Source organism: Prauserella rugosa (assembly GCF_000719975.1).
GTDB classification, from domain to species: Bacteria; Actinomycetota; Actinomycetes; order Mycobacteriales; family Pseudonocardiaceae; genus Prauserella; species Prauserella rugosa.
In genome coordinates, this window is the sequence record NZ_JOIJ01000011.1 from 153,428 (window position 1) to 178,483 (window position 25,056).

Consider the following 25,056-nt stretch of genomic DNA (forward strand, 5'->3'; position numbering starts at 1 on the left):
CGGAGAATCCATGTCAAGGGTTTTCGGTGTTCGGCCGAGATCGGCCAACCGGAATCGGCCGAACACCGCTCAATCCAACACCGGTCAATCCAACACCGGTCAGCCGAACGTCGATCAGTCGACCGTCAGCACGAGCTTGCCGCGCACGCTGCCCGCCTGGCTGACCCGCCAGGCCAGCGCGGCGTCGGCCAGCGGATACGTGCGGTCGACGTGGACCGTGAGCTTGCCCGCGTCGGCGAGCCTGCCCAACTCGGTCAGATCCTCGGAGCTCGGGCGCACCCACATGTACCGGCCGCCGAACTCGGTCACCGCGTCGTCGGCGATCGACCCGACGCGCGTGGAGTCCTTCGTCACCTGCCTGGACACCTCCACGGCCTCCTGACCGCCGACGAAGTCCACCGCGGCGTCCACACCCTCCGGCGCGAGCTCCCGCACGCGCTCGGCCAGCCCGTCGCCGTAGCTGACGGGCTCGGCGCCCAGCTCGGTCAGGAACGCGTGGTTGCGTTCGCTCGCCGTGCCGATGACGCGCGCGCCGAACGCCTTCGCGATCTGCACCCCAAGCGAACCCACGCCACCCGCGGCGGCGTGGACCAGCACGGTCTCGCCGGAGGTGACGTTCAGCCTGCGCAGCGCCTGGTAGGCGGTGAGCCCGGCCAGCGGCAGTCCCGCCGCCTGCGCCCAGTCCAGCGAAGCCGGCTTCGGCGCGACCAGCCGCACGTTGGCCGCCACCAGCTCGGCGTAGGTGCCCAGCTCCACGGTGTCCTTACGGGCGTAGCCGATCACCTCGTCGCCGACCGAGTACTCCTCGACGTCGAGGCCGACGGCCTCCACGACACCCGCGACGTCCCAGCCGGGAATGATCGGGAAGTGGGTCTCCATGAGCGCGTCGAGACCGCCGCTCGCGAGCTTCCAGTCGACCGGGTTGATGCCTGCCGCCTTGACCCGGATCAGCACCTCACCGGGTGCCACCTTCGGATCGGGGTGGTCGGTGACGGTCAGCTCGTCGGGTCCGCCGTACTGATTCAGAACGATCGCCTTCATGTCTCGCGCAACACACGGTGCAGGCTCGCGCATTCCGCACCCCCTTCGGCGCCACACCCCTGTGTCGTCGCTTACACGACACCGAAACTTTGCACCCGAGTGCAGAATTCCGGCGTACGGTGGACGACATGGGGACGGGCGTGCGGGAGACCAAGAGGGTGCAGACGCGCCTCGCGCTGTGCCGCGCGGCGATCGAACTCGCCACCGAGGCGGGCGGGCCGGAGGCCGTCACCGTCGACGCCATCGCCGAACGCGCGGGCACCTCGCGCCGCACGTTCTTCAACTACTTCCCCAGCAAGGAAGCCGCGTTCGTCCGGCCGCTCTACGACGTGGGGGCACACTTCGCCACCGCGCTCGCGGCCCGGGCCGACGACGAACCGGTGTGGGAGGCCATCCGCGCGGCCCTGCTCTCGGCACTGTCCACTCCGGAGGCCGACCCCGACCTCATCGCGGACATCGAGGCGTTCCTGACGACCTCGCCGGCGATCGTGCTCACCACCGAGGCCCACACCGACGGCGAACCCAGCGCCCTCGAACTGCACCGGATGGCCAAGGACTCGATCGCCCGGCTGACCGGCAGCGACCCCGACCGGAACATCTACGCGCAGCTGACACTCGAGGCCACAGGACTCGCCCTCCGCGTCGCCGCCCGCGCGTGGAGCGCGACGGGCGGCGATCCCCGGACCCACGTCGACACCGTGGTCGACATGCTCCGCGACGGCATCCGGCCGTCCCACTGACCACGACCGATTTTTCCGGAGGAGACCGCATGACCGGCACCACCGAGCCGGCCGAGACGAAGGCCGACCGCGCGCGGCGCCAGCTCGACGAAGCCGTCGCCGAGGGCATTCCGCTCGAGGTGTTCCGCAGGCGCTGGATCATCGTCGCCGCGATGTGCACCAGTCTGCTGGCCGTGATGCTCGCCAACTCGAGCATGAACCTCGCACTGCCCGGCATGACGAGCGATCTGCGTATCACCCAGTCCGAGCAGACCTGGATCGTCGACCTGTTCTCGCTCGTGTTCGCGGCACTGTTGTTCACCGCGGGCGCGGTCGGCGACCGCTACGGCCGCAAACTCGTCCTGCAGATCGGCATGGTGCTGTTCACCGTGCCGTCGCTGTACGCGGGTCTCATCGCCGACAGCGGGACCGAGCTCATCGTCGCGCGTGCCGTGATGGGCGTCGGCGCCGCGATGGTCATGCCCTCCACACTGTCGATCATCAACACGACGTTCCCCCGTGGACAGCGCGCGGGCGCGATCGCCGTGTGGACCGGTGTCGCGGGCGCGGGCGCAGGTCTGGGCACCGTGTTCTCCGGGGTACTGCTGGAGTTCTGGAGCTGGCGTGCGGCGTTCCTGATGAGCGTCGGGTTCGGGGTCGTCGCGTTCGTGGCCAACCAGATCCTGTCGCACGAGTCCAAGGACGAGAAGCAGACGCCGATCGACTGGCTCGGCGGCGTGCTGTCGACCGTCGGCATCCTCGGCCTCGTCTACGCGATCATCGAGGGCCCGCACGACGGCTGGACCCAGACCGATGTGCTCGTCGCGATCGCGGCCGCCGTGGTCGGGCTCGGCCTGTTCATCTGGTGGGAGCAGAAGACCCCGCACCCGATGCTGGACATGAAGCTGTTCCGCAATCCGCTGTTCTCGACGTCGTCCGCGGCCGTGACGATCGCCTTCTTCGCCCTCGGCGGTGCGTTCTACCTGTTGGCCCAGCTGTTCCAGCTGGTGCTGGAGTACAGCGAACTGGAATCGGCGTTGGCGACCCTGCCGATCATGGTGCCGATGCTCCTGCTCTCGCCTCTGGTGCCGAAGATCGCCGCGGCCATCGGCTCCCGGTTCGCCGTCGGCCTCGGACTGGCGATCATCGCCTGCGGGTTCCTGCTGTGCTCGACCTGGGACGGCGACACCGGATACTGGGGCATTCTGCTGCCGCTGTTCGTCGTCGTGTTCGGCATGGTGTTCGTGATGCCGCCGGCCACGAACCTCATCATCGCGTCGGTGCCGAAGAACCGATCGGGCATGGGCTCGGCGATGAACGACACCGTGCGGGAGCTGGGCGTGTCGATCGGTATCGCGGTTCTCGGCTCACTGATCGCCAGGGGCTACAGCAGCGGTATCGGCGAGGCGACCCGCGGACTCCCGCCCGAGGCGGCGGCCGCGGCCGAGAGCAGTTTCCCCGCCGCGATGCAAGGCGTGGCTCCCGCATTGGAGCAGCAGGCCGGACCGGAGGTGACCGGCCGGTTCGTCGACCTGGCGACCGACGCCTGGATGACCGGCCTGAACTGGGCGATGCTCGCCGCGTCGGCGCTGGCGGCCGTGGCGGCGATCGGCGCCCTGGTGGCCATGCCGGGTAAGCGCCGTGAAGCCGACTTCATCGTCACCCCGCAGGACACCACTCAGCCCGCCCACGTCTGACCGTGGCGGCACTCCCGTGATGCCCCCGGGGGCCCTTTGGTTGCGCTCAACGCAACCAAAGGGTCCCGGGGGAACTTCTGCACTGGGGAAACGGCCCGCCCGCGGGGCCGGGAATAGCGGCAGGGGGCATGCCGTTAGAGTGGGTAGTTGAACGCACAACTACCTCAGGCAGGGTGACAGCGATGCAGTTCGGGATCTTCACCGTCGGGGACGTCACCACCGACCCGACCAACGGCACGACTCCGACCGAGAACGAGCGGATCAAGGCGATGGTGCGCATCGCACTCAAGGCCGAGGAGGTCGGACTTGACGTCTTCGCCACGGGCGAGCACCACAACCCGCCCTTCGCCGCTCCCCCGAACCCGCCCGTGCTGCTGGCCAACATCGCCGCGCAGACCGAGCGGATCATCCTGTCCACGGCGACCACGCTGATCACCACCAACGACCCGGTGCGCCTCGCCGAGGACTACGCCTACCTGCAACACCTCGCCGACGGGCGCGTCGACCTGATCATGGGCCGCGGCAACACCGGGCCGGTCTACCCGTGGTTCGGCAAGGACATCCGCCAGGGCATCCCGCTCGCCATCGAGAACTACGCCCTGCTGCACAAGCTGTGGCGCGAGGATGTCGTGGACTGGGAAGGCAAGTTCCGCACCCCGCTGCAGAGCTTCACCGCCACTCCCCGCCCGCTCGACGACGTGCCGCCGTTCGTGTGGCACGGCTCGATCCGCAGTCCCGAGATCGCCGAACAGGCCGCCTACTACGGCGACGGCTTCTTCCACAACCACATCTTCTGGCCGTTCGAGCACACGCGCCGCATGGTCGAGTTCTACCGGCAGCGGTTCGAGCACTACGGCCACGGCCCCGCCGACCGCGCGATCGTCGGGCTCGGCGGCCAGGTGTTCATGCGGAAGAACTCGCAGGACGCGGTGCGCGAGTTCCGGCCGTACTTCGACCACGCGCCCGTGTACGGCGGTGGCCCGACGCTGGAGGAGTTCACCGAGCAGACCCCGCTGACGGTCGGCAGCCCGCAGCAGGTCATCGACCGCACGCTCACCTTCCGGGAGAACGTTGGCGACTACCAGCGCCAGCTGTTCCTGCTCGACCACGCGGGCCTGCCGCTGAAGACCGTGCTCGAACAGCTCGACATGCTCGGGGAGGAGGTCGTGCCGGTGCTGCGGGAGGAGTTCGCCAAGAACCGTCCCGCGCACGTGCCGGACGCTCCGACCCACGCCTCGCTGCTGGCCGCCAAGAACGCAGGGTCTACTGAGAACACCGAGCCGGGCAAGAACACTGAGTCCAGCGAAACCGCATCCGTGGGTGAGCAGTCATGAAGCTGACCGTCGTCTCCGCGGGGACCACCTCGCCGTCGTCGACCCGGCTGCTGGCCGACCGGCTCACCGAGTCACTCACCAAGCAGCTGGGCGCGGCGGGCGAGACGCTCGAGGTTCACGTCGTCGAACTGCGCGACGTGGCCGTGGACATCGCCAAGAACATGGTCACCGGATTCGCCAGCCCCGCTCTGCAGGCCGAGATCGACGCGGTGACCGGCGCCGACGGTGTCATCGCCGTGACCCCGATCTACAGCGCCTCCTACAGCGGGCTGTTCAAGTCGTTCTTCGACGTGATCGACAACGGGGCGCTGAGCGGCGTGCCGGTACTGATGGGAGCCACGGGCGGTACGCCGCGGCACTCACTGGCGCTCGAGCACGCCCTGCGGCCGTTGCTGAGCTACCTGCGTGCCGCGGTCGTCCCGACCGGCGTGTACGCGGCGTCGCAGGACTGGGGCGGGCAGGACGCGGCGGAACTGCACGACCGCATCGACCGTGCGGCCGGCGAACTCGCGGCACTGATGACGGGCGCCCCGTCCCGCCGTCGAGCAGCCGACCCGTTCGCCGCTTTCGTGCCCTTCGACCAGCAGCTCGCCGACCTCGGCCACCTCGACACCTGACTCGGTGCGCCTGGCTAGGCGTGCTCGTCGAGGAACGTGTCGATATGGCGCCACGTCGTCGCCCGGGCACGCCGGCCGGTGAGCACGCCGAGGTGCCCGCCGGGCGCGACGCGGAACCGTACCTCCGGCGCGTTGTCCAACAGCCCGACGAGACGTTCCACGGCCCTACGGGGCGCGATGCTGTCGTTGTCTCCCGCGATCACCAGCGTCGGAATGTCCAACTTGGACAGCGAGATCGTCCGGCCGTCGAGCGCGAACGTACCCTCGGCCAGGTCGTTGGCACGGAAGAACCGGTGGTAGATCTGGCCGAACGTGCGCCCCGGGTAGGCCAGCATGTTCGACATGAAATGGTCGACCGCCTCGATCTGCGCCAGGTAGTCACGGTCGTCGAGGTTCCGCAGGATCGCCAGGGGTTTCGTGATCTCCTTGTCGATCCCGGTCGCGCGGAACACCTGCGACACCACCGCGGCCGGTGCCCCGCCGAACAGCCGGTAGAACGGCGTGAGGATGTGCCCTCCGGTGAACTCCACCAGCGGGCGGAACGGCGCCACCAGGGGAATCGCCGTGTAGTCGAACGGTGCGGCCACGGTGCTCAGCGACGCCACCGGCAGGTCCGGCTGGTCGGCCGTGGTCAGCACCGAGAAGATCCCACCCAGACACCACGCGACGACGTGCACCGGCTGACCACCCGCGTCGTCGCTGGCCTTGCGGATGGCACGCGGCAGCACCTCGTCGATCCAGTGCTCGATCCCGAGGTTCCGATCGGCGAACGCCACGCTGCCGTAGTCGACGAGGTAGGTCCGGCGACCGCCGTCGACGAGGTGCTCGGCGAGACTGCATCCGCGCCGCAGGTCGAAGCACAGTGCGGGAGCGGCCAGCGGCGGCACGAGCAGCACCGGAGGCCCGTCCGATGCGCCCTCCCGCGCCGTCATCCGGTACAGCGACCGGTTGGGCCCGCGGTCGATCAGCACCCGCGGCACGGGCCGCAGGTCGGCGACGCCACCCTTGGCCACCTTGTCCACGACGTTCGTGGCCACCGAAGCCAGCTGGGACGGGATCGCGACCACGGGACACCTCCAGCAGGCTCGGACTCAGCTAGCCACGGTGAGGATACGCGCCCCCTCGTCGGTGATCGCGATCGTGTGCTCACTGTGCGCGGTGCGGGACCCGTCGGCCGAGCGGATGGTCCAGCCGTCCGGGTCGTAGACGATGCGGTCGGTGCTCGCCGCGAACCAGGGTTCGATCGCGATGGTCAGCCCCGGCCGCAGCACCATGCCCCGGCCCGGCCTGCCCTTGTTCGGCACGTGGGGATCCTCGTGCATGGTGCGGCCCAGCCCGTGCCCGCCGAACTCGGTGTTGACCGGGTAGCCGTACCGCTCGGCGACCGCTCCGATGGCCGCCGAGATGTCGCCGAGCCGGTTGCCGGGGCGCGCGGCCGCGATGCCCTCGTCGAGCGCCCGCTCGGTCGCCTCGATCAGCCGCAGGTCCTCGGGGCGGGCCGTGCCCACGACGACCGTGCGCGCCGCATCGGCCACCCATCCGTCGATCGAGACGGCCATGTCCATGGTGAGCACGTCGCCGTCCCGCAGTTCGTAGTCGTGCGGAAGACCGTGCAGCACGGCGTCGTTCACCGAGAGGCACACGACGTTGCGGAACGGTCCCTCGCCGAACGAGGGCGCGTAGTCCCAGTAGCAGGACTCGGCACCGCGGTGCTTGATCATGTCGCGGGCACGGTGCTCCAGGTCGAGCAGGTTCACGCCGGGTTCCGCGCGCCCGGCGAGGTCGCCCAGCACCTCGGCGACGAACGCACCGGTCACGCCCATCGCGGCGATCTCCTCCGCGGTCTTCAGTTCCACCATCGCCCGTTCCTCCGCCACGCAAACGCTTGCCGCCGACCTCGAATACCTATACCGGTATTTCTATCACAGTCGGTGGAGACGAGAACGCTCACGTCAGGCCGAGCTCGCGCGCGATCAGCATCCGCTGCACCTCGCTCGTCCCCTCACCGACCTCGAGGATCTTGGCGTCCCGGTAGAACCGCCCCACGGCGAACTCGTTCATGAAACCGTAGCCGCCGAAGATCTGCGTCGCCTCCCGCGCGTTGTCCATGGCGGCGTTCGACGAGGCCAGCTTGGCGATGGCCGCCTCCTTCTTGAACGGCTCACCCCGCAGCATCTTCGCCGCCGCCTGGTAGTAGGCCAGCCGCGCGGTGTGCACGCGCGCCTCCATGTCGGCGATCTTGAACTGGATCGCCTGGTACGCGCCGATCGTGTTGCCGAAGGCCTCGCGTTCGCCCGCGTACCGCAGGCACTCGTCGACACAGCCCTGCGCGAGCCCGACGCTGAGCGCGGCGATCGCGATCCGGCCCTCGTCGAGGATCCGCAGGAACTGCGCGTAACCGCGGCCACGCTCACCGAGCAGGTTCTCCTCGGGCACCCGGCAGTCGTCGAACGCCAGCTCGTGAGTGTCCGAACAGTTCCAGCCGACCTTCGAGTACTTCGGTGCCACGGTGAACCCGGGTGTGCCCGAGGGCACCAGAATCGCCGAGATCTCCTTGCCGCCGTCGGGTTTGGCTCCCGTGACGGCCGTGACCGTGACAACCGACGTGATGTCGGTGCCCGAGTTCGTGATGAACGACTTGCTGCCGTTGATGACCCAGTCGCCGCCGTCGAGCACCGCGCGGGTCTTCGTCGCACCGGCGTCCGAACCGCCGCCCGGCTCCGTCAGGCCGAAGGCGCCGAGCGCCTCGCCCGAGCACAGCGACGGTAGCCACCGGCGCTTCTGCTCCTCGGTACCGAAACGGTGGATGGGCATGGCACCCAGCGACACCCCCGCCTCGAGCGTCACGGCCACCGACGAATCGACCCTGGCGAGTTCCTCGAGCGCGAGACACAGGGCGAAGTAGTCGCCGCCCATACCGCCGTACTCCTCGGGAAATGGCAGGCCGAACAGGCCCATCGCGCCCATCTTCGCGACGATCTCGTAGGGGAACTCCTCGCGGATGTAGAAGTCGCCGATCACGGGTTTGACCTCGGACTGGGCGAAGTCGTGGACCGTCTTGCGCAGCGCTTCGTACTCGTCGTCGAGCCTGAAGTCGATCATGATGTCTGCTCCCGTGGGGTGACCAGTGCGAGTTTCTCGTCCAACGCGACCTGCCTGCCCGCCTGGACGCAGAGTTCGGCGACGACGCCGTCGACCGGCGCCGTGATCGTGTGTTCCATCTTCATCGCCTCGACGACGGCCAGCGGTGTTCCCGCGGCGACCTCGTCGCCCTCGGCGACCTTCACGACGAGGACTGTTCCCGGCATCGGGCTCGTCACCGGTCCGCCCTCGACGTCGTCGGCCTGCCCGGCGAGCAGGTTCGGCCGCTCGCCGACCGCGACGGCCACGCCGTCCCGGCTCAACCACAGCGCGCCGTCGGGTGCTTCCGCCCTGGCATAGCGCAGGTACTCGCCTCCCCAGTGCACGGCGAGTCCGCCTGCGGTGCGCTCCCCCGAGGCCGCGACCGGTTCGCCGTCGCCGAGCGAGACCCGCGCGTCCGACGAACGGCCCTGCACCCGCACCAGCCGCTCGGCTCCGCCTGCGCTCAGGAGGAACACGACACCGGCCTGCCCGCCTGCCCGCCACCCGCTCGGCACGTCCCACGGATCGACGACCGGCCCCTGTGGTTCCAGCGCGATGAGCCGGTCCAGCGCAGCGGCGACGAAGAAGTCGTCGGAGATCTCGGTCGCGGTGAGCACGTCGAGCTTGCGCTCCACCAGACCGGTGTCGAGCCGTCCGGTGCGGACGTCCTCATCGGACACCAGCCGGCGCAGGAAGTCCACATTGGTCTGAAGGCCGAGTACCGCGGTGCCGGCCAGGGCGCGATCGAGCCGGTGCAGTGCGGCCGCGCGGTCGGGCCCCCACGTGACGACCTTGGCGAGCATCGGGTCGTAGTCGGATCCGATACGAGAGCCCTCGAGCAGCCCGGAGTCCACCCGCACGTGCGGTCCCCGTGGTTCGGTCAGCCCGAGTACCGTGCCGCCCGTGGGCACGAAGCCGCGTGCGGGGTCCTCGGCGTACACGCGGGCCTCGACGGCGTGACCGTCGAGCCGGATGTCCTCCTGACTCAGGGCGAGCGCTTCTCCCGCCGCCACCCGCACCTGCCACTCGACGAGATCGACACCCGTGACCTGTTCGGTCACCGGATGCTCGACCTGAAGGCGCGTGTTCATCTCCATGAAGAAGAACTCGCCGGGGTCGGCCGCCGACACGATGAACTCCACCGTGCCCGCTCCGACGTAGCCGACCGACCGCGCGGCCTCGGCCGCCGAAGCGCCCATCCGAGCGCGCGCGGCCTCGTCGAGCAGCGGCGACGGCGCCTCCTCGACGATCTTCTGGTGCCGCCGCTGCAGGCTGCACTCCCGCTCACCGAGGTGCACCACGGTGCCGTGGGCGTCGGCCAGCACCTGCACCTCGATGTGCCGTGGCGTGTCGACGAAGCGCTCGATGAGCAGACGGTCGTCACCGAAGGCTCCCCGCGCCTCACGCTGCGCGGCCTCGACGGCGGCCGCCAGCTCTCCCGGCTCGGTGACCAGCCGCATGCCCTTGCCGCCACCACCCGCGGACGGCTTGAGCAGCACTGGATACCCGACCTCGGCGGCCGCGGCCTCGAAGTCGTCCACATCGGACCGCCCCGGGACCACGGGCACCCCCGCGGCCGACACCGTCTCCTTGGCCCGGATCTTGTCGCCCATGGCGTCGATCGCCGCCGGTGGCGGGCCGATGAACACGAGTCCGGCCTCCGCGCAGGCCGAGGCGAAAGCCGCGTTCTCGGCGAGAAATCCGTACCCGGGGTGCACGGCCTGCGCACCCGTCTCGACCGCTGCCCGGACGACGTCGGGTATCGAGAGGTAGCTGCGCGCGGCCTCGGCCGGGCCGATGCGCACCGCGACGTCGGCCTCGCGCACGTGGCGGGCGCCGGCATCGGCATCGCTGTAGACCGCGACCGAACGGATGCCCATCCGCCGCAGCGTCGCGATGACCCGGACGGCGATCTCGCCGCGGTTCGCGACCAGAACCGTATCGAACATGTCTGACGAACCGTCCTCTCTCACAGTGCTGGGCCCACCGACCGGCGAAGAGCGCTCAGGGAACTCACATCCGGAAGACGCCATAGCCGACGGGCTCGAGCGGCGCGTTGGCCGCCGCCGACAGGGCGAGACCGAGCACCGTGCGGGTGTCGGCCGGATCGATAACGCCGTCGTCCCACAACCGCGCCGTCGAGTAGTAGGGGTTTCCCTGCTCCTCGTACTGGCTACGGATCGGATCCTTGAAGGATTCCTCGTCCTCGGCGGGCCATTCCTCGCCGCGCGCCTCGATCGCGTCCCGCCGGACGGTGGCCAGCACCGACGCCGCCTGCTCGCCGCCCATGACGGAGATGCGCGCGTTCGGCCACATCCACAGGAAACGCGGGGAGTAGGCACGGCCGCACATCGAATAGTTGCCCGCACCGAACGAACCGCCGATGATCACCGTGAACTTCGGCACCCTGGCGCAGGCGACCGCGGTGACCATCTTGGCGCCGTGCTTGGCGATTCCACCTGCCTCGTAGTCCTTGCCCACCATGAATCCGGTGATGTTCTGCAGGAACACGAGTGGGATCGACCGTTTGTCGCACAGCTCGATGAAGTGCGCACCCTTCATCGCCGATTCGGCGAACAGCACGCCGTTGTTGGCGATGATCCCCACCGGATGCCCGTGGATGCGGGCGAATCCGGTGACGAGCGTCGTGCCGTACTCCTTCTTGAACTCGGCGAACCGGCTGCCGTCGACGACCCGTGCGATGACCTCGCGGACGTCGTAGGGCGTGCGCGAGTCGGTCGGCACGACGCCGTAGAGCTCACGTGGGTCGACGGCGGGCTCCTCGGTGGGCAGCACGTCCCACGGTCGCGGCTCACGCGGGCCGAGCGTCGAGACGATCGAACGGACCTTGCGCAGTGCGTCGGCGTCGTCGGCGGCCAGGTGGTCGGTGACCCCAGACTGTCGAGAGTGGACGTCACCGCCACCGAGCTCCTCCGCCGTGACGACCTCGCCGGTGGCGGCCTTCACCAGCGGTGGCCCGCCGAGGAAGATCGTGCCCTGGTTGCGCACGATCACGGCCTCGTCGCTCATCGCAGGGACGTAGGCACCGCCCGCGGTGCAGGAGCCGAGCACGGCGGCGATCTGCGGGATGCCGCGCGCCGACATCGTGGCCTGGTTGTAGAAGATGCGGCCGAAGTGCTCGCGGTCGGGAAACACCTCGTCCTGCCGCGGAAGGAATGCCCCGCCCGAGTCGACGAGGTAGATGCACGGCAGGTTGTTGTGCAGCGCCACTTCCTGTGCGCGCAGGTGCTTCTTGACCGTCATCGGGTAGTAGGTGCCGCCCTTGACGGTCGCGTCGTTGGCGACGACGACGCATTCGCGGCCGGACACGCGGCCGATGCCGGTGATGATGCCGGCGGCGGGCGCCTCGTCGTCGTAGAGACCGGTGGCCGCGAGCGGGGACAGCTCGAGGAAAGGTGAGCCGGGGTCGAGCAGCGCGTCGACCCGGTCCCGTGGAAGGAGCTTGCCGCGTTCCACATGCCGGGAGCGCGCCTTCTCCGAGCCTCCCGAGCGGGCGGCGTCGAGTCGTTTACGCAGATCTTCGACCAGCTCACCGTGTCCTGCGACGTTGCGGGAGAACGCCTCCGAGCGAGGATCGGCGTGAGTGGTGAGCGCCGGACCGTCCATGACACACCTCAGGGTTAGCAGCCGTTAACACCGAGGTCGATGTTAGAGGCTACTAACCCTGAGGTCCAGCCCGAGAACGGGTGGAATCAGCCGATGGCACCCTGCAGTGCGGGCAGGTAGCCGGAAGCCTGGCCGGTGGCGTTCGGGTGGTACGACTCGTCGACCGGCCACGTCAGACTGTTCAGCCACCAGTCGTCCGAGCAGATCTCGTGGCCGGTGAACTCGTCACGCACGTCGACGAACGTGAAGCCCGCGGCCGCGGCCCGCGCCTCGGTCACCTCGGCGAGCGTGTCGGCACCCGAGTTGATCGCCTCCCGCTTGGTGTCGCTGAGGCCTGCGTTGCACGAGCCGCCGATCTCGTAGAAGCGCGGGTACCCGAGGACGTACACCTCGGCGTCGGGCGAGTTGGCCCGCACCTTCGCGTAGACCTCGTCGAGCGCCGCGGGAAGCGTGGTGTCCGCGTAGGACTTGGCCTCCTCGACGCGGTCGATGCAGCCCTGGTCGGAGCTCGTCGTGCAGGCGATCATCACGTCGGTGAACCCGGCGTCGTTGCCGCCGACCGACAGGGTGACCAGGTCCGTCTCGGCCGACAGGGAGTCGGCCTGGGTCAGCACGTCGTCGGTCCGGGCGCCCAAGCACGCCACGGACTGGAAGTCGCCGACACCGGCGGCGTCGGCGTAGAGCTGGGGGTAGGCGTTGGCGCTGCGCTTGCAGCCACCCGAGTCGCCGTAGTCACCGGCACCCACGCCACTGGAGTAGGAGTCGCCCAGGGCGACGTAGCTGTCGTATGCGGTCGTCTCCACCGCGCCCGCCGTGGTCGCACCACCGACCAGCGCCAGCGCGGCGATCATCGCGGTACCCAGGAGACGGGAACCCTTGACCATGAGGGCCACCTTTCCGTTTGCCATTGGCCGACAAACGAATATCAGTGGCTCACGTCTCAGCCGAGGGAAATGTCCGGAAGTTACGCCTCTTGGATCAGCACGGAAGTCTGACGGATGTTAGCGTTCGCTAACTTGATCCCGTAGGATGAGCGGATGATCTCGACGACTCCGCGAACCAGGGGCCAGAAGCCGTCCCGGCGTGATCAGATCCTGGCCGCAGCCGCGGAGCTGTTCGCCCAGCACGGCTTCCGCGGCGTGGGCATCGACGACATCGGCGCGGCCGTCGGGATCACGGGCCCCGCACTGTACCGCCATTTCCGTAGCAAAGACGCCATGTTGGGCGAAATGCTGACCGACATCAGCGAGTACCTGCTGGCAGGGGGCACCGAACGGATCGAACGCGACGGGGATCCCGACGAGATCCTCGCCGGACTCGTGCGTTTCCACGTCGACTTCGCACTCCAGCAACCCGCGCTCATCACGGTGCAGGAACGCAGCCTGGCCAGCCTCGCCGACGACGACCGCAGGACGGTCCGCGGACTTCAGCGCCGCTACGTCGAGGTGTGGGTCTCGGCGCTGCGGGCCGCCGTCCCACACCTGGACGAACCCACCGCACGCTCGGCCGCCCACGCCGTGTTCGGCCTGATGAACTCCACTCCGCACCACCGCCATCTGCCCGACGACAGGCTCGCCGAACTGCTCACCGGACTGGCGCTGGGAGCGCTGTACGCGGCGAAGTGAGACGCCCGTGCGGGGATGATCACCCCAGCGGGCGCGCGACGATCACCCCGCGTCTGGTGTTTGATGACACCCGTGCACGAGGACCGAACACCACCACGGCTCGTCGAGACGGCGCAGCGGGCACTGCTCGCCATGCGGCTCGGCGATGACGCAGGCGCGCTCGAGGCCGCCGCGCTCGAGGCGCTGGCGGCCGACGACACGCGCGAGCTGATGCTGTTGTTGTTCGGCACCTGCAGCGAGATGGTCACGACGCTCGGAGACGGCGGTGCGGCGCCGGTCAAGGTCCAGGTCTTCGACGCCGAGGGCGAGGAGGTGCCCATCGACGACGCCGACCCGCCCGTGCGCACGGCGGTGCGCACCCTGCTGGCCGAGGTGCACGGCAACACCGAGGACGCGCGCCAGCAGCTGGAGATCGCCCTCGACAACGCCTCGCCCGACGAGGTGGAAAGCCTCGTGGTGCAGGCTCTGCGCTGGACGATGCGACTCTCGACCGCCTGCCTGGAGCGCGGGCTGCCCGTCGAACCGTGGATCGCCGAGGCCCTGTCCGACTGAGCCCTGTCCGACTGAGCCCTGTCCGACTGAGCCCTGTCCGACTGAGCCCTGTCCGACTGAGCCCCGCACGCCTGCGGCGCGTTCCCGGGAACCCGGCCCGTCAACGCTCCTGCAGAGCGAAGCGGTTGCCCTCCGAGTCGACGAACGTGGCCCACCAGCCCCACGGCTGGCGCGACGGTGGCGTCGGGAACTCGACACCCTTGGCCGGCAGCTCGGCATGGGTGCGCTCGATGTCATCGGCGTAGAAGAACACGTTCGTGTTGGGCCGCTCGTCACCGGACTCCCTGCGGTGCTGGCCCTGCGGGTCCGGGCTGAGGATCAGGATCGTCTCCCCGTCAGGCGAGGTGACCTCCAGCCAACGGGTTCCCGCGTCGTCGTACGGCGCATCCGTCGTGACGGTGAAGCCGAGCGTGTCGACCCAGAACTCCTTCGCCCGCTGCTGGTCACTCACGCCGATGAGCACCTTCGCCACCCCACGCACACCCATGTCCGCTTCCTCTCCTCGCCCGCCGGAGACAGGGTCCCACGGTAGGCTGCCCACCCATGACGAGCAGCGCATCCGGGTTTCGATGAGCACCGTCCGGAGCGTCGTCGACCGGGTCGGGCCGACGTTGCTGCATGCCGTGCACCTGCCGGACGAGGCGGTCGCGGTGACCGACGTCGTCATCGCCGAACCCGGCACCGCGACGAGCGCGGGCGCAGGCGACCTCGTACTGGCCGTGGCCGCTCCCGACGCCGACACCGCCGCCCGGCTCGTCGAGGACTCCGCGCAGCGGGACGCCGCCGCGGTTCTGGTCAAGGCCCCGCTGGCGACCGCGAACGGGGTGCGCAGAGCCGCCAGACGCGCCGCCATCGGACTCGTCGAGGTGCACGAGGCCACCGCGTGGGCGCAGCTGGTGTGGCTGCTGCGGACGGTGCTCGACGCCGAGGCCGACGAGTCCGACGCCCTCGACGCCGACCCGGCCGCGGGCGATCTGTTCCGGCTGGCCGACGCCGTCGCCTCCGTGGTCGACGCGCCGGTGACCATCGAGGACACCAACTCGCGGGTCCTGGCCTATTCGGCGCGGCAGGACCTGACGGACCCGGCCCGCGTGGCCACGATCGTCGGCAGGCGGATCCCCGACGACGTCCTCGCGCGTTTCCGGTCCCGCGGCGTGTTCCGCGACCTCACCCGCGGCAGGCAGACGATCTTCGTGCCCGGGCAGAAGGACGGCACGTTGCCACGGCTGATCGCCCCGGTGCGCATGGGCGGCGAACTACTCGGGTCGATGTGGGCGGTCGTCGGCGGTCCGGTGCCGGACGAGCGGGCAGCCGCGTTCGCCGACACCGCCCCCGTCGTGGCGCTGCATCTGCTGCGCCGCAGGGCACACGCCGACGTGCGCAGACGCGCCTCCGCCGAGCTGTTGCGCGCCCTGCTGCACGGCGAGGCCGGTCCGCGCAAGGCTGTCGCCGAGCTCGGGCTCACCGACGAACCGCACCGCGTCGTTGCCGTCGACACGCCGGGCGGCGACACGCTCGACGGCGAAGGCATGCGCCTGGCCCTGCTCGAGCGGCTGTCCCAGGGCATCGGCCGCCAACCCGTCGCGGCCGAACACGCCGGCCTGCTCTACGCCGTCGTGCCCGACAGCGGCGGTCCCGGCTGGTGGCCCGAGCTGCGGTGCGCGCTCGACGACATCCAGGCGGGCCCGCGCGCGGGGGAGTTCCACGCCGCGGCGGGCGGCGCCTATCCACTCGGCGAACTGCCGCAGTCGCGCGCGGAGGCCGACGAGGCGCTCGGCCTGCTCCGCTCCGGGGTGGTGCCCGGCCGTACCGTCACGTTCGACGAGGTGTGGACGCCGCTGACGTTGCACCGCACCGCGACGGCCGCCCGCACCGCCGACGTTCCCGGCCTCGGGCCGCTGCACACGTTGCGCGAGCACGATCGCAGCCACGGCACGGAGTACGTCGACACGCTCTACCACTGGCTGCGCAGGCCGGGGGATCCGCGCGGCGCCGCCGCCGACCTGCGGGTCCACCCGAACACCCTGCGCTACCGCATGCGCAAGCTGCTCGAACTGTCCGGATTGGACCTCGACGACCCGGACGTGCGGCTGGCACTGACCGCACAGCTGATCACGCTGCGCTGGTCCTGACCGCCAGCAACGTCTTCCCCACCACGGCCCGCCGTTCGATCTGCGCGTGGGCCTCGGCCGCACGGCCGAGGGGCAGGATCAGGCCGATCGTCGGCCGCACGACGCCCCGCGCCGCCTCGGCCAGCGCGTCCCGCGTGCAGGCACGCAGGAGCTCCGGCGTGGCCTGCAAGCCGTGGGTGACCGTGACCCCGCGCGCGTGCGCCTCCTCTTCCGGGACCTCCGTCATCTCCCCGCTCGCCATGCCGTGCACCACCATGCGCCCGCCGGGACGGAGCAGTTCGAACGCCGCACGGCCGATCCGCCCGCCCACGCCGTCGTAGACGACGTCCACCGGCCCGACCTCGTCCGTCCACAGAGGATCGAGATAGTCGACCGCCGCCGCGGCGCCCAATTCCTTCGCGACGGCCGCCTTGCGACTACCGCCCGCGGCCCCGACGACCGTCGCCCCTGCCGCGGCGGCGAGCTGCACCAGCAGTCCCCCGACCCCGCCCGCCGCAGCCTCGACCAGCACCCGCTCACCGGCACGCGGGCGGCCGCTGCGGTGCAGCAGCATCGCCGTGCGCCCGTCGGCCAGCAGTGCCACGGCGTCGGCCAGCTCCAGCTCGGCAGGCACCGGCAGCACGTTCTCCACCGCGGCGACGGCCCGTTCGGCGTAGCCACCCGTACCGGACAACGCGCTCACGACCCGGCAGCCCAGCCACGTCCGGTCGACCCCGGGGCCGACGTCGGCGACGAACCCACCGACCCCGTTGCCGGGCACGAGCGGAGGCTCCCAGCGGAACGGGCCGCGACCGGCCCGCAACTGGGTCTCGACGAACGTGACGCCCGCGTACCCGACGTCGATCAGCACCTCACCCGGTCCGGGCCGCGGCTCGGGGGCCTGCCCCGGCACGAGGACGTCCGGATCGCCGGGACCTGTCCACCACACGACGCGCATACCGGCAAGCTTCGGAGTTCGAGCGGACTCGAGGTCAAGACGCCGCCTGCGTCCTTGTTCTGACGGAACGACCGAACCCGGCGACAATTGTTTCCCGGACACGATGACACCGCTGTCCGGGTGGTTCACCGTGGTCGATGACACCCGCTCCCACGAGGAGCCGCTCACGAGGAGGAACCGTGCGGATCGCCGTCCCGAAGGAAGTCAAGAAGCACGAGTACCGGGTCGCGCTGACCCCGGCCGGCACCCACGAGCTCGTGCAGCGAGGACATCAGGTGGTCGTCGAGGCCGGCGCGGGCACGGGCTCGGCGATCCGCGACGAGGAGTACGTGGCCGCGGGGGCCAAAATCCTGCCCACTGCCGACGACACGTGGTCCGAGGGCGACATCGTGCTCAAGGTCAAGGAACCGATCGCCGAGGAGTACGGCCGGCTGCGCTCGGGGCAGGTCCTGTTCACCTACCTGCACCTGGCCGCGGACCGGGCCCTCACCGAGGCGCTGCTGTCGGCGGGAACGACCTCGATCGCGTACGAGACGGTGCAGTTGCCCGACGGCACACTGCCCCTCCTGGCACCGATGTCCGAGGTGGCGGGCCGGCTCGCACCGCAGGTCGGCGCGTACTCGTTGATGCAGCCAGGCGGCGGACGTGGCGTGCTGATCGGCGGCGTGCCGGGCGTGCATCCGGCTCGCGTCGTGGTGATCGGCGGCGGCGTGGCGGGACTGAACGCCGCACGGGTCGCACTCGGACTCGGCGCCGACGTCGAGGTGCTCGACACGAACGTGGACCGCCTGCGCCAGATCGACAAGGACTTCGGTGGCCGCATCCGCACGGTGACGTCGAACGCCTTCACCCTCGAACAGGCCGTGCTGGAGGCCGATCTCGTCGTCGGCGCCGTGCTGGTGGCGGGTGCGAAGGCGCCGAAGCTGGTCTCGAACGACCTCGTGGCGCGGATGAAGACGGGCAGCGTGCTGGTCGACATCTCGATCGACCAGGGCGGCTGCTTCGCCGACTCGCGGCCGACGACCCACGACGAGCCGACCTACCCGGTGCACGGTTCGGTGCTCTACTGCGTGGCCAACATGCCGGGTGCGGTTCCGCGCACGTCGACCTACGGTCTGACCAACGTGACGCTGCCGTACGTGCTGCGGCTGGCCGAGCAGGGCTGGGAGGGCGCGCTGCGCGTGGACGCGAACCTGGCGAAGGGGCTCAACACCCACGGCGGGGCGCTCACCAACGAAGCGGTCGCCACGGCCCACGCACTGACCTACACGCCCGCGGCTCTCTGAGCGCAACGCCGGCCGACACCGAAACGAGCCGGGAAAACGGTCCCGGAGAAACGACCCGGGGACAAGAAGGGGCGGCCCGCTCAACCAGCCTGGGGGTCACCGGGAGCGGGCCGCCACTTACCAGCTTAAGGCGTCCACGGCGCCGATGCCGCCCCGGGGTCGGCAAGTCTGCCGGTTTTTTGTTCACATCACACCCGTGGACCACGCGAATCCCGCACCGTGAGCACGCGGCCGGCCTCCGATTCGGACACCCGTGCACCACCCGCCGCATTTCCGGCGGGTCACCGCTGCGATGCAGTTGACACCCACACCAACTGTGCACAACCACCCCACGAGCCTCACCGTCCATAGGGCAGGATGGCGGCGCAGTGCGCACCCAAAGCGACGGCGCATCTGAGGGGAGAGCCATGCATGACGGCAGTGGCCGCATCGCGGTGCAGAACCTGACCAAGCAGTTCGGGGCCGTGACCGCGGTCCAGAACCTGAGCTTCACCGTGGAACCCGGTTCGGTCACCGGCTTCCTCGGGCCCAACGGCGCGGGCAAGACGACGACCCTGCGCATGCTCCTCGGTCTGGTGACACCGACGTCCGGTGCGGCGACGATCAACGGACGCCCGTACACCCAGCTGGGCAACCCGGCCCGGGTCGTGGGTTCCGTTCTGGAGAACGAGGGGTTCCACCCGAGGCGGACCGCGCGCAACCACCTTCGCGTGTACGCCGCGGCGATCGGGGTGCCCGACCAGCGGGTCGACGAGATGCTCGGCCTGGTCGGCCTCACACCTGCCGCCGACCGCCCCGCCGGGGGTTACTCACTCGGTATGCGCCAGCGCCTGTCGCTGGCGACCGCGCTGCTCGGGGACCCGCAGGTCCTGGTGCTCGACGAGCCGTCCAACGGCCTCGACCCGGAAGGCATCGCCTGGCTGCGCGGCTTTCTGCAGTCGTTCGCGAAGCAGGGCAGGACGGTGCTGGTGTCGAGCCACCTGCTGTCCGAAGTGGAGCAGATGATCGACCAGGTGGTCATCGTCAGCGCGGGCATGACGCGCTACTACGGTCCGCTCGAGCAGCTGCGCGCCTCACAGCGTTCGCGGGTGCTGGTGCAGCCCGCGGACGCCAACGCCCTCGTCTCGGCACTGCGGGAGGCCGGCATCACCGAGGTGCAGCCCGCGCAGGACGGCCGCGTGGCGGTGATGGGCGCGACCGTGCAGCAGATCGGTGACGTGGCCGCCAAGGCCGGCGTGGCCGTGTACGGCATGGAGGAGGAGAAGGCCGACCTCGAGCAGCTGTTCTTCCAGATGACCAGCCCGCAGTACTCGGGCCAGCCCATGCCGCAACAGCCGCAGAACCCGTACCAGCCGCCACCGGGGCCGCCGCCCGGCGGCTTCCCACCGGGACCGCCGCCCGGGGCACCACCACAGAGTCCACCGCAGAATCCGTACGGCCCCGGCCAGCCGGGACAGCAGGGCTGGGGAGGTGGCCACTGATGATGGGCAACCTGATCAAGGCCGAGTTCCGCAAGATCCTCACCACGAAGAGTTGGTGGGCACTGCTGATCCCCGCCGCCGTGCTCGCCTTCGCCTTCGCGGCGGGATTGGGATACATCGCCAACGAGTTCGGCAACATCCTGACTTCGAGCGAGGCCGAACGGATCGCCTCCGCACTCGGTATCGAGACCGGCAGTCTGCCCATGGGCCTACTGGCCGTCGGACGCGCGATCAACATGGCGTTGATGTTCGCCGTCATCATCGGCGTGTTCGCCGTGGCCGGCGAGTACAGCAAGAAGACGATCACGACCACGTTCCTCACGGCGCCCAACCGCGCGATGGCGCTGACGTCGAAGATGATCACCTACATCAGCTGGGGTGCGCTGTACGGCCTCGCAGCCGTCGCCGCGGCGAGTCTCGGCATCCTCCTCGGTGTCGACAGCGAGAGGCTCCCGACTGCAAGTCAGTGGCTGGGTGTCGCGGGCGCATCAGTGCTCGCCGGCGCGCTGGCGACCCTGTTCGGTGTCGGTGTCGGTGCGCTGTGGAAGAGCGTGGCCGGCAGTGTCGTGACCCTACTGCTGTACATGTTGCTCGCCGAGAACCTCTGGATCTCCGTCAGCTACGGCATCTGGGGCAACGATGTCGCTTGGATGGGCGCGGTCCTGCCCAACGGAGCACTGAACGGCGTCGTGGGTGCTATCCCGGCGGAGGTGTTCGGCGCCTCAGGCGTCCGCGTCCCGGGAATGGAGGACGACTTCGCGTGGTTCCTCCAGAACGTCGCGGGTGCTCCGGGTGCATTCTCGTGGTGGGGGTCGGCCCTGATCTTCGGAGGATGGGTACTGCTGTTCTTCGGGGGCGGCTGGCTGGTGAACCAGAAGCGCGACATCACGTAGTGAGCTGAGGAGGAGCGGGAGTGTCAGGTCGGGCCGGCAACACGGAGAGCGACACAGCCACCGAAGCCGCCCGCCCCGGCACTCCCGCCGCCTCTCCCCCTTCCCCGACCGCCGCGAGCCACAACGGCACCGCAGGCACCGCAGGCACCGACAGCGCCGGCGGGGCCCGGGGCGGCTGGGTCCGCCGGATCGCCGCGGCGTGCTGGCGGCACCCGATCCTCGTCGTGCTGTCGCTCGGCGCGGCGATCCTCGGCGTCGGGGTGCAGGCCGCCAGTCCGCTGCTCATCCGCGACGGCATCGACACCGCGGTCGCCGGTTCCACCGACGGGCTCGGCGTGCTCGCTGTCGCCCTGCTCGCCCTGCATCTGCTCGCCTTCGGTGCCGCGTTCGGGCGCCGCTACGTCGGGGGCAGACTGGCCCTCGACGTCCAGCACGATCTGCGCCGCTCGGTGTTCGCCGCGGTGTCCCGCCTCGACGGCGGCAAGCAGGACTCGCTGCGCACCGGGCAGATCGTTTCGCGTGCGATCACGGATCTGCAGCTCGTCACCGGATTCCTGATGCAGGTGCCGCTGTCGGCGGGCTCGGTCGTGTTCGCGGTCCTCGCGCTGGCCGCGATGCTGTGGATGTCGCCGCTGCTCACCGTGATCGCGCTGGTCGTCGCTCCTGCTGTGGCGATCGTCCTGGCCGTCAGCAGACGCAAGCTGTTCCCCGCGACCTGGTCCGCCCAGCAACGTGCCGCCGAGATCGCCCAGCACGTCGAGGAGACCGTGACGGGCGTGCGGGTGGTCAAGGGATTCGGCCAGGAGGAGCGCGAGACCGGCAGGCTGTCGCGCGCGGCACGGACACTCTTCGCCGAACGCCTCCGCGCAGCCAAGCTCTCGGCGGTGCCGACCGCGACCACCGCCGCACTGCCTGCCGCCGGCCAGATCGCCGTCCTCGCCGTCGGTGGTGTCCTGGCCCTGCGCGGCGACATCAGCCTCGGCACGTTCCTGGCCTTCGCCACCTACGTCTCGTCGTTGACGGGGCCCGCACGCATGCTCGCGAGCCTCGTGGTGCAGGCGCAGCTGACCCGTGCAGGCGCCGAGCGCGTGCACGAGCTGATCGACGCCCAGCCGGAGGTCCGCGAACGTGCCGACCCCACGCCCGTCCCCGACGGTCCGCTCGACGTCGCACTCGACGACGTCCGGTTCGGTTACACCCTGTCCGAGCCGGTACTCGACGGCATGTCGCTACGCGCCCGTCCCGGCGAGACCCTCGCACTCGTCGGAACCGCCGGTTCCGGCAAGTCGACCATCTCGCTCCTGCTGCCGCGGTTCTACGACGTGCACGAGGGTGAGGTGCGCATCGGCGGGGTCGACGTCCGCGACCTCGGACTGACCGAGCTGCGCCGCACGGTGGGCGTGGTGTTCGAGGAAGCGTTCCTCTTCTCGACGACCGTGCGCGACAACATCGCCTACGGCAGGCCGGACGCCTCCGACGAGGAGGTCGTCGCCGCCGCGAAGGCGGCCGAGGCCCACGAGTTCATCAGCGCACTGCCCGACGGGTACGACACGCTGGTCGGCGAACGCGGGCTGACGCTGTCGGGCGGCCAGCGCCAACGCCTCGGCCTGGCCAGGGCACTGCTCACCGACCCGCGGATCCTCGTGCTCGACGACGCCACGTCCGCGGTCGACACCGCCACCGAAGCGGCCATCCACGACACCCTGCGCAGCGTCATGCGCGAGCGCACGACCCTGCTGATCGCCCACCGTCGCTCGACCCTCTCGCTCGCCGACCGGATCGCGGTGCTCGACGCGGGCAGGGTCGTCGACGTCGGCACCGCCGACGAGCTCGAAAGCCGATGTGCGCTCTACCGCGATCTGGTCTCCGGCCCGGACGACGACGCGGAGGCACCGGGCAGGCAGGCACCGCGGGAGCCGGGGCCGGACGGCACCACGCCCGAACTGTGGCCGGAGCCCCACTCGACGGAACCGGCGGTCTCGGCAAGTCGGCCTGGACGTGGCGGTCCAGGAGCCAGCGCCTCCCTCGACCTGCCTCCGACGCCCGAACTCCTCGAACGGGTCCGCGCGCTGCCTCCCGCCACCGACCGACCCGACCTCGGCGAGCTCGATCCCACGGCTCCGGATCCGCGCTTCCGGCTGGCGGGGCTGCTTCGGCCCGTGCGGGCCCTGCTCGCGGCCGTCATCGCACTCGTGGCCGTCGACGCGCTGGCCACCCTGGCGATCCCCGCGCTGTACCAGCGCGGCGTCGACGAGGGCGTGCGCACCGGTGTGGAGTCGGTCGTGCTCGTGGCCGCGGCGATCGGGCTCGGCGTGATCGTGCTCGACTGGATCGCGGTGGCCCTGCAGACCCGCCTCACTGCCCGCACCGGCGAATCGGTCCTGTACCTGTTGCGTGTCCGCAGCTACGCACACCTGCAACGGCTCGGCCTCGACTACTACGAGCGCGAACTGTCCGGCCGCATCATGACCCGGATGACCACCGACGTCGACGCGCTGTCGACGTTCCTGCAGACGGGCCTGGCGACCGCGGTCGTCAGCGTACTGACCCTCGTGGGCATCAGCGTCGCCCTGATCGCCACCGACCCCGGGCTGGCGCTGTACGTGTTCGCGGTGCTGCCCGTGCTCGTCCTCGCCACGGTGGTGTTCCGCAGGCGAGCCTCCGCCGCCTACACCGAGGCCCGCGAACGGGTCAGCGCGGTCAACGCCGACATGCAGGAGAACGTCAGCGGGCTGCGCGTCGCCCAGGCCTACACCCGTGAGGAGCGCTCCGCGGCCGACTTCGCCTCCCGCAGCGACGCCTACCGGCGTTCGCGGCTGCGGGCCCAGCGCTACGTGGCCACGTACTTCCCGTTCGTCACCCTGCTGTCCGGTGTCGCCGAGGTGCTGGTCCTCGCCGCGGGGGCGAGTCGCGTCGCCGAGGGCACACTCTCGCCCGGTGTGCTGATGGCGTTCGTGCTGTATCTGGGCCTGTTCTTTTCGCCGGTCCAGCAGCTGTCGTCGGTGTTCGACGGCTACCAGCAGGCGAAGGTCGGCCTCCGGCGCATCGGCGACCTGCTGCGCACGCCGACGTCGGTGCCTGCCCCGGACAACCCGGTTGCCGTCCCCGAGCGGCTGCGCGGGGACGTCCGGCTCACCGACGTCGGGTTCCACTACCCCGGTACCGAGACACCCGCGCTCGCCGACGTCTCGCTCGACGTGCCCGCCGGGACCACGGTCGCGTTCGTCGGTGCGACGGGTGCGGGCAAGTCGACCGCCGTCAAGCTCCTGGCCCGGTTCTACGACGCCACCTCCGGCACGGTGTGCATCGACGGCGTCGACGTACGCGACTACGACCTGGCCGCGTTGCGCGCCCGCGTCGGGGTGGTGCCGCAGGAACCGCACCTGTTCGCGGGCACGGTCGCCGACAACGTCCGCTACGGACGGCCGGACGCCACCGACGCCGAGGTGGAGCGGGCCGTCCGCGCGGTCGGCGCACTCGACGGCATCGCCGCCCTTCCGGAGGGCTTCGCCCAGCAGGTCGGCGAACGCGGACGCGCGTTGTCGGCGGGCCAGCGGCAGCTCGTCGCACTGGCCAGGGCGCAGCTCGTCGATCCCGACGTGTTGTTGCTCGATGAGGCGACCGCGGCCCTCGACCCGTCCACCGAGAGCGCCGTGCTGCGCGCCACGGACCGGCTCGCCGCGTCCCGCACCACCTTCGTGGTGGCCCACCGGCTCGCGACGGCGGCGCGCGCCGACCGGATCGTCGTCCTCGACCACGGGCGGATCGCCGAGGAGGGCACGCACGCCGAGCTCATCGCCGCCGACAGTGCCTACGCCCGGCTCTGGCGCCTGGGCAACGAGGCGCACGGCTCACCCGACGCGGCATAGGCGCATCCGGCTCGGCCGGTCACCGGCGGACGGGACTGACCGCGAGCTCGGCCCCGTCCGCCGGAGCCCCGTGCCGCACGTCGCCGTGAGCCGTTGGTGCCAACGAGTGGTGCCCGCATGAGA

Annotated in this window: 20 protein-coding genes; 11 read left to right on the top strand and 9 right to left on the bottom strand. The window is 70.4% G+C overall.

Going from position 1 to position 25,056, the window contains the following annotated elements; translation table 11 throughout:
* Nucleotides 1–114 precede the first annotated feature (114 nt).
* Entirely contained in the window at nucleotides 115–1,041 is a 927-nt protein-coding gene (locus IF64_RS0116790) for an NADP-dependent oxidoreductase (RefSeq protein ID WP_030533078.1), read from the bottom strand.
* A 128-nt stretch (nucleotides 1,042–1,169) separates the two neighbouring features.
* Here IF64_RS0116790 and IF64_RS26150 point away from each other — a divergent pair, with 128 nt between their 5' ends.
* From IF64_RS26150 to IF64_RS0116810, 4 genes are all read left to right on the top strand, one after another.
* On the top strand, nucleotides 1,170–1,781 hold the full coding sequence (locus tag IF64_RS26150; protein ID WP_145600418.1) for a TetR family transcriptional regulator: 612 nt from the start codon (nucleotides 1,170–1,172) through the stop codon (nucleotides 1,779–1,781).
* 29 nt (nucleotides 1,782–1,810) lie between these two features.
* Complete coding sequence (locus IF64_RS0116800; protein WP_030533080.1) at nucleotides 1,811–3,457, top strand: MFS transporter; 1,647 nt, start codon at nucleotides 1,811–1,813, stop codon at nucleotides 3,455–3,457.
* A gap of 182 nt (nucleotides 3,458–3,639) precedes the next feature.
* On the top strand, nucleotides 3,640–4,791 hold the full coding sequence (locus tag IF64_RS0116805) for an LLM class flavin-dependent oxidoreductase (protein ID WP_030533081.1): 1,152 nt from the start codon (nucleotides 3,640–3,642) through the stop codon (nucleotides 4,789–4,791).
* The gene (locus IF64_RS0116810) at nucleotides 4,788–5,408 is read left to right on the top strand and encodes an FMN reductase (RefSeq protein WP_030533082.1); all 621 of its coding nucleotides are present in this window, start codon (nucleotides 4,788–4,790) and stop codon (nucleotides 5,406–5,408) included. The genes IF64_RS0116805 and IF64_RS0116810 overlap by 4 nt, the downstream gene beginning before the upstream one ends.
* A gap of 14 nt (nucleotides 5,409–5,422) precedes the next feature.
* Here the strand turns inward: IF64_RS0116810 and IF64_RS0116815 are convergent, their stop codons facing one another.
* From IF64_RS0116815 to IF64_RS0116840, 6 genes are all read right to left on the bottom strand, one after another.
* Complete coding sequence (locus IF64_RS0116815) at nucleotides 5,423–6,475, bottom strand: alpha/beta hydrolase (RefSeq protein WP_030533083.1); 1,053 nt, start codon at nucleotides 6,473–6,475, stop codon at nucleotides 5,423–5,425.
* A 24-nt stretch (nucleotides 6,476–6,499) separates the two neighbouring features.
* Nucleotides 6,500–7,267 (bottom strand): type I methionyl aminopeptidase, encoded by a 768-nt coding sequence (map, locus tag IF64_RS0116820; RefSeq protein ID WP_030533084.1) that lies wholly within the window; start codon nucleotides 7,265–7,267, stop codon nucleotides 6,500–6,502.
* An 88-nt stretch (nucleotides 7,268–7,355) separates the two neighbouring features.
* Nucleotides 7,356–8,510, bottom strand: coding sequence for an acyl-CoA dehydrogenase family protein (locus IF64_RS0116825; protein ID WP_030533085.1), 1,155 nt, complete (start codon nucleotides 8,508–8,510; stop codon nucleotides 7,356–7,358).
* A complete protein-coding gene (locus IF64_RS0116830; RefSeq protein ID WP_030533086.1) occupies nucleotides 8,507–10,480 on the bottom strand; it encodes an acetyl/propionyl/methylcrotonyl-CoA carboxylase subunit alpha in 1,974 nt (657 codons plus the stop codon). The genes IF64_RS0116825 and IF64_RS0116830 overlap by 4 nt, the downstream gene beginning before the upstream one ends.
* Nucleotides 10,481–10,544: 64 nt before the next feature.
* On the bottom strand, nucleotides 10,545–12,158 hold the full coding sequence (locus IF64_RS0116835) for a carboxyl transferase domain-containing protein (RefSeq protein WP_030533087.1): 1,614 nt from the start codon (nucleotides 12,156–12,158) through the stop codon (nucleotides 10,545–10,547).
* Between the two features lie 86 nt (nucleotides 12,159–12,244).
* Nucleotides 12,245–13,042, bottom strand: coding sequence for an SGNH/GDSL hydrolase family protein (locus IF64_RS0116840; protein ID WP_030533088.1), 798 nt, complete (start codon nucleotides 13,040–13,042; stop codon nucleotides 12,245–12,247).
* Nucleotides 13,043–13,195: 153 nt separating this feature from the next.
* On the opposite strand from IF64_RS0116840, the gene IF64_RS0116845 reads away from it, so the two are divergent.
* Together IF64_RS0116845 and IF64_RS0116850 are read left to right on the top strand one after the other, a co-directional pair.
* The gene (locus IF64_RS0116845) at nucleotides 13,196–13,783 is read left to right on the top strand and encodes an SACE_7040 family transcriptional regulator (RefSeq protein ID WP_030533089.1); all 588 of its coding nucleotides are present in this window, start codon (nucleotides 13,196–13,198) and stop codon (nucleotides 13,781–13,783) included.
* Nucleotides 13,784–13,846: 63 nt separating this feature from the next.
* Nucleotides 13,847–14,335, top strand: a complete 489-nt coding sequence (locus IF64_RS0116850; protein ID WP_030533090.1) for a hypothetical protein — start codon at nucleotides 13,847–13,849, stop codon at nucleotides 14,333–14,335.
* A 100-nt stretch (nucleotides 14,336–14,435) separates the two neighbouring features.
* On the opposite strand, the gene IF64_RS0116855 is transcribed toward IF64_RS0116850, so the two are convergent.
* A complete protein-coding gene (locus IF64_RS0116855) occupies nucleotides 14,436–14,822 on the bottom strand; it encodes a glyoxalase superfamily protein (protein WP_030533091.1) in 387 nt (128 codons plus the stop codon).
* An 82-nt stretch (nucleotides 14,823–14,904) separates the two neighbouring features.
* Between IF64_RS0116855 and IF64_RS0116860 the strand changes: the two genes are divergently transcribed.
* The gene (locus IF64_RS0116860; RefSeq protein WP_030533092.1) at nucleotides 14,905–16,467 is read left to right on the top strand and encodes a PucR family transcriptional regulator; all 1,563 of its coding nucleotides are present in this window, start codon (nucleotides 14,905–14,907) and stop codon (nucleotides 16,465–16,467) included.
* Here IF64_RS0116860 and IF64_RS0116865 read toward each other — a convergent pair.
* Complete coding sequence (locus tag IF64_RS0116865) at nucleotides 16,448–17,404, bottom strand: zinc-binding dehydrogenase (protein WP_030533093.1); 957 nt, start codon at nucleotides 17,402–17,404, stop codon at nucleotides 16,448–16,450. The two genes, IF64_RS0116860 and IF64_RS0116865, sit on opposite strands and share 20 nt — an antisense overlap.
* 179 nt (nucleotides 17,405–17,583) lie before the next feature.
* On the opposite strand from IF64_RS0116865, the gene ald reads away from it, so the two are divergent.
* The 4 genes from ald (at nucleotide 17,584) to IF64_RS0116885 (ending at nucleotide 24,933) form a co-directional block, all read left to right on the top strand.
* Entirely contained in the window at nucleotides 17,584–18,690 is a 1,107-nt protein-coding gene (gene ald / locus IF64_RS0116870) for an alanine dehydrogenase (RefSeq protein WP_030533094.1), read from the top strand.
* Between the two features lie 407 nt (nucleotides 18,691–19,097).
* Nucleotides 19,098–20,171, top strand: a complete 1,074-nt coding sequence (locus tag IF64_RS0116875) for an ABC transporter ATP-binding protein (protein ID WP_030533095.1) — start codon at nucleotides 19,098–19,100, stop codon at nucleotides 20,169–20,171.
* Between the two features lie 2 nt (nucleotides 20,172–20,173).
* Nucleotides 20,174–21,064 carry an ABC-2 transporter permease gene (locus IF64_RS0116880; protein ID WP_030533096.1) on the top strand — a complete coding sequence of 297 codons (891 nt, stop codon included), beginning with the start codon at nucleotides 20,174–20,176 and terminating at the stop codon, nucleotides 21,062–21,064.
* Nucleotides 21,065–21,252: 188 nt separating this feature from the next.
* Nucleotides 21,253–24,933: an ABC transporter ATP-binding protein gene (locus IF64_RS0116885; protein ID WP_157575519.1), complete on the top strand. Its 3,681-nt coding sequence runs from the start codon at nucleotides 21,253–21,255 to the stop codon at nucleotides 24,931–24,933.
* Nucleotides 24,934–25,056 lie beyond the last annotated feature (123 nt).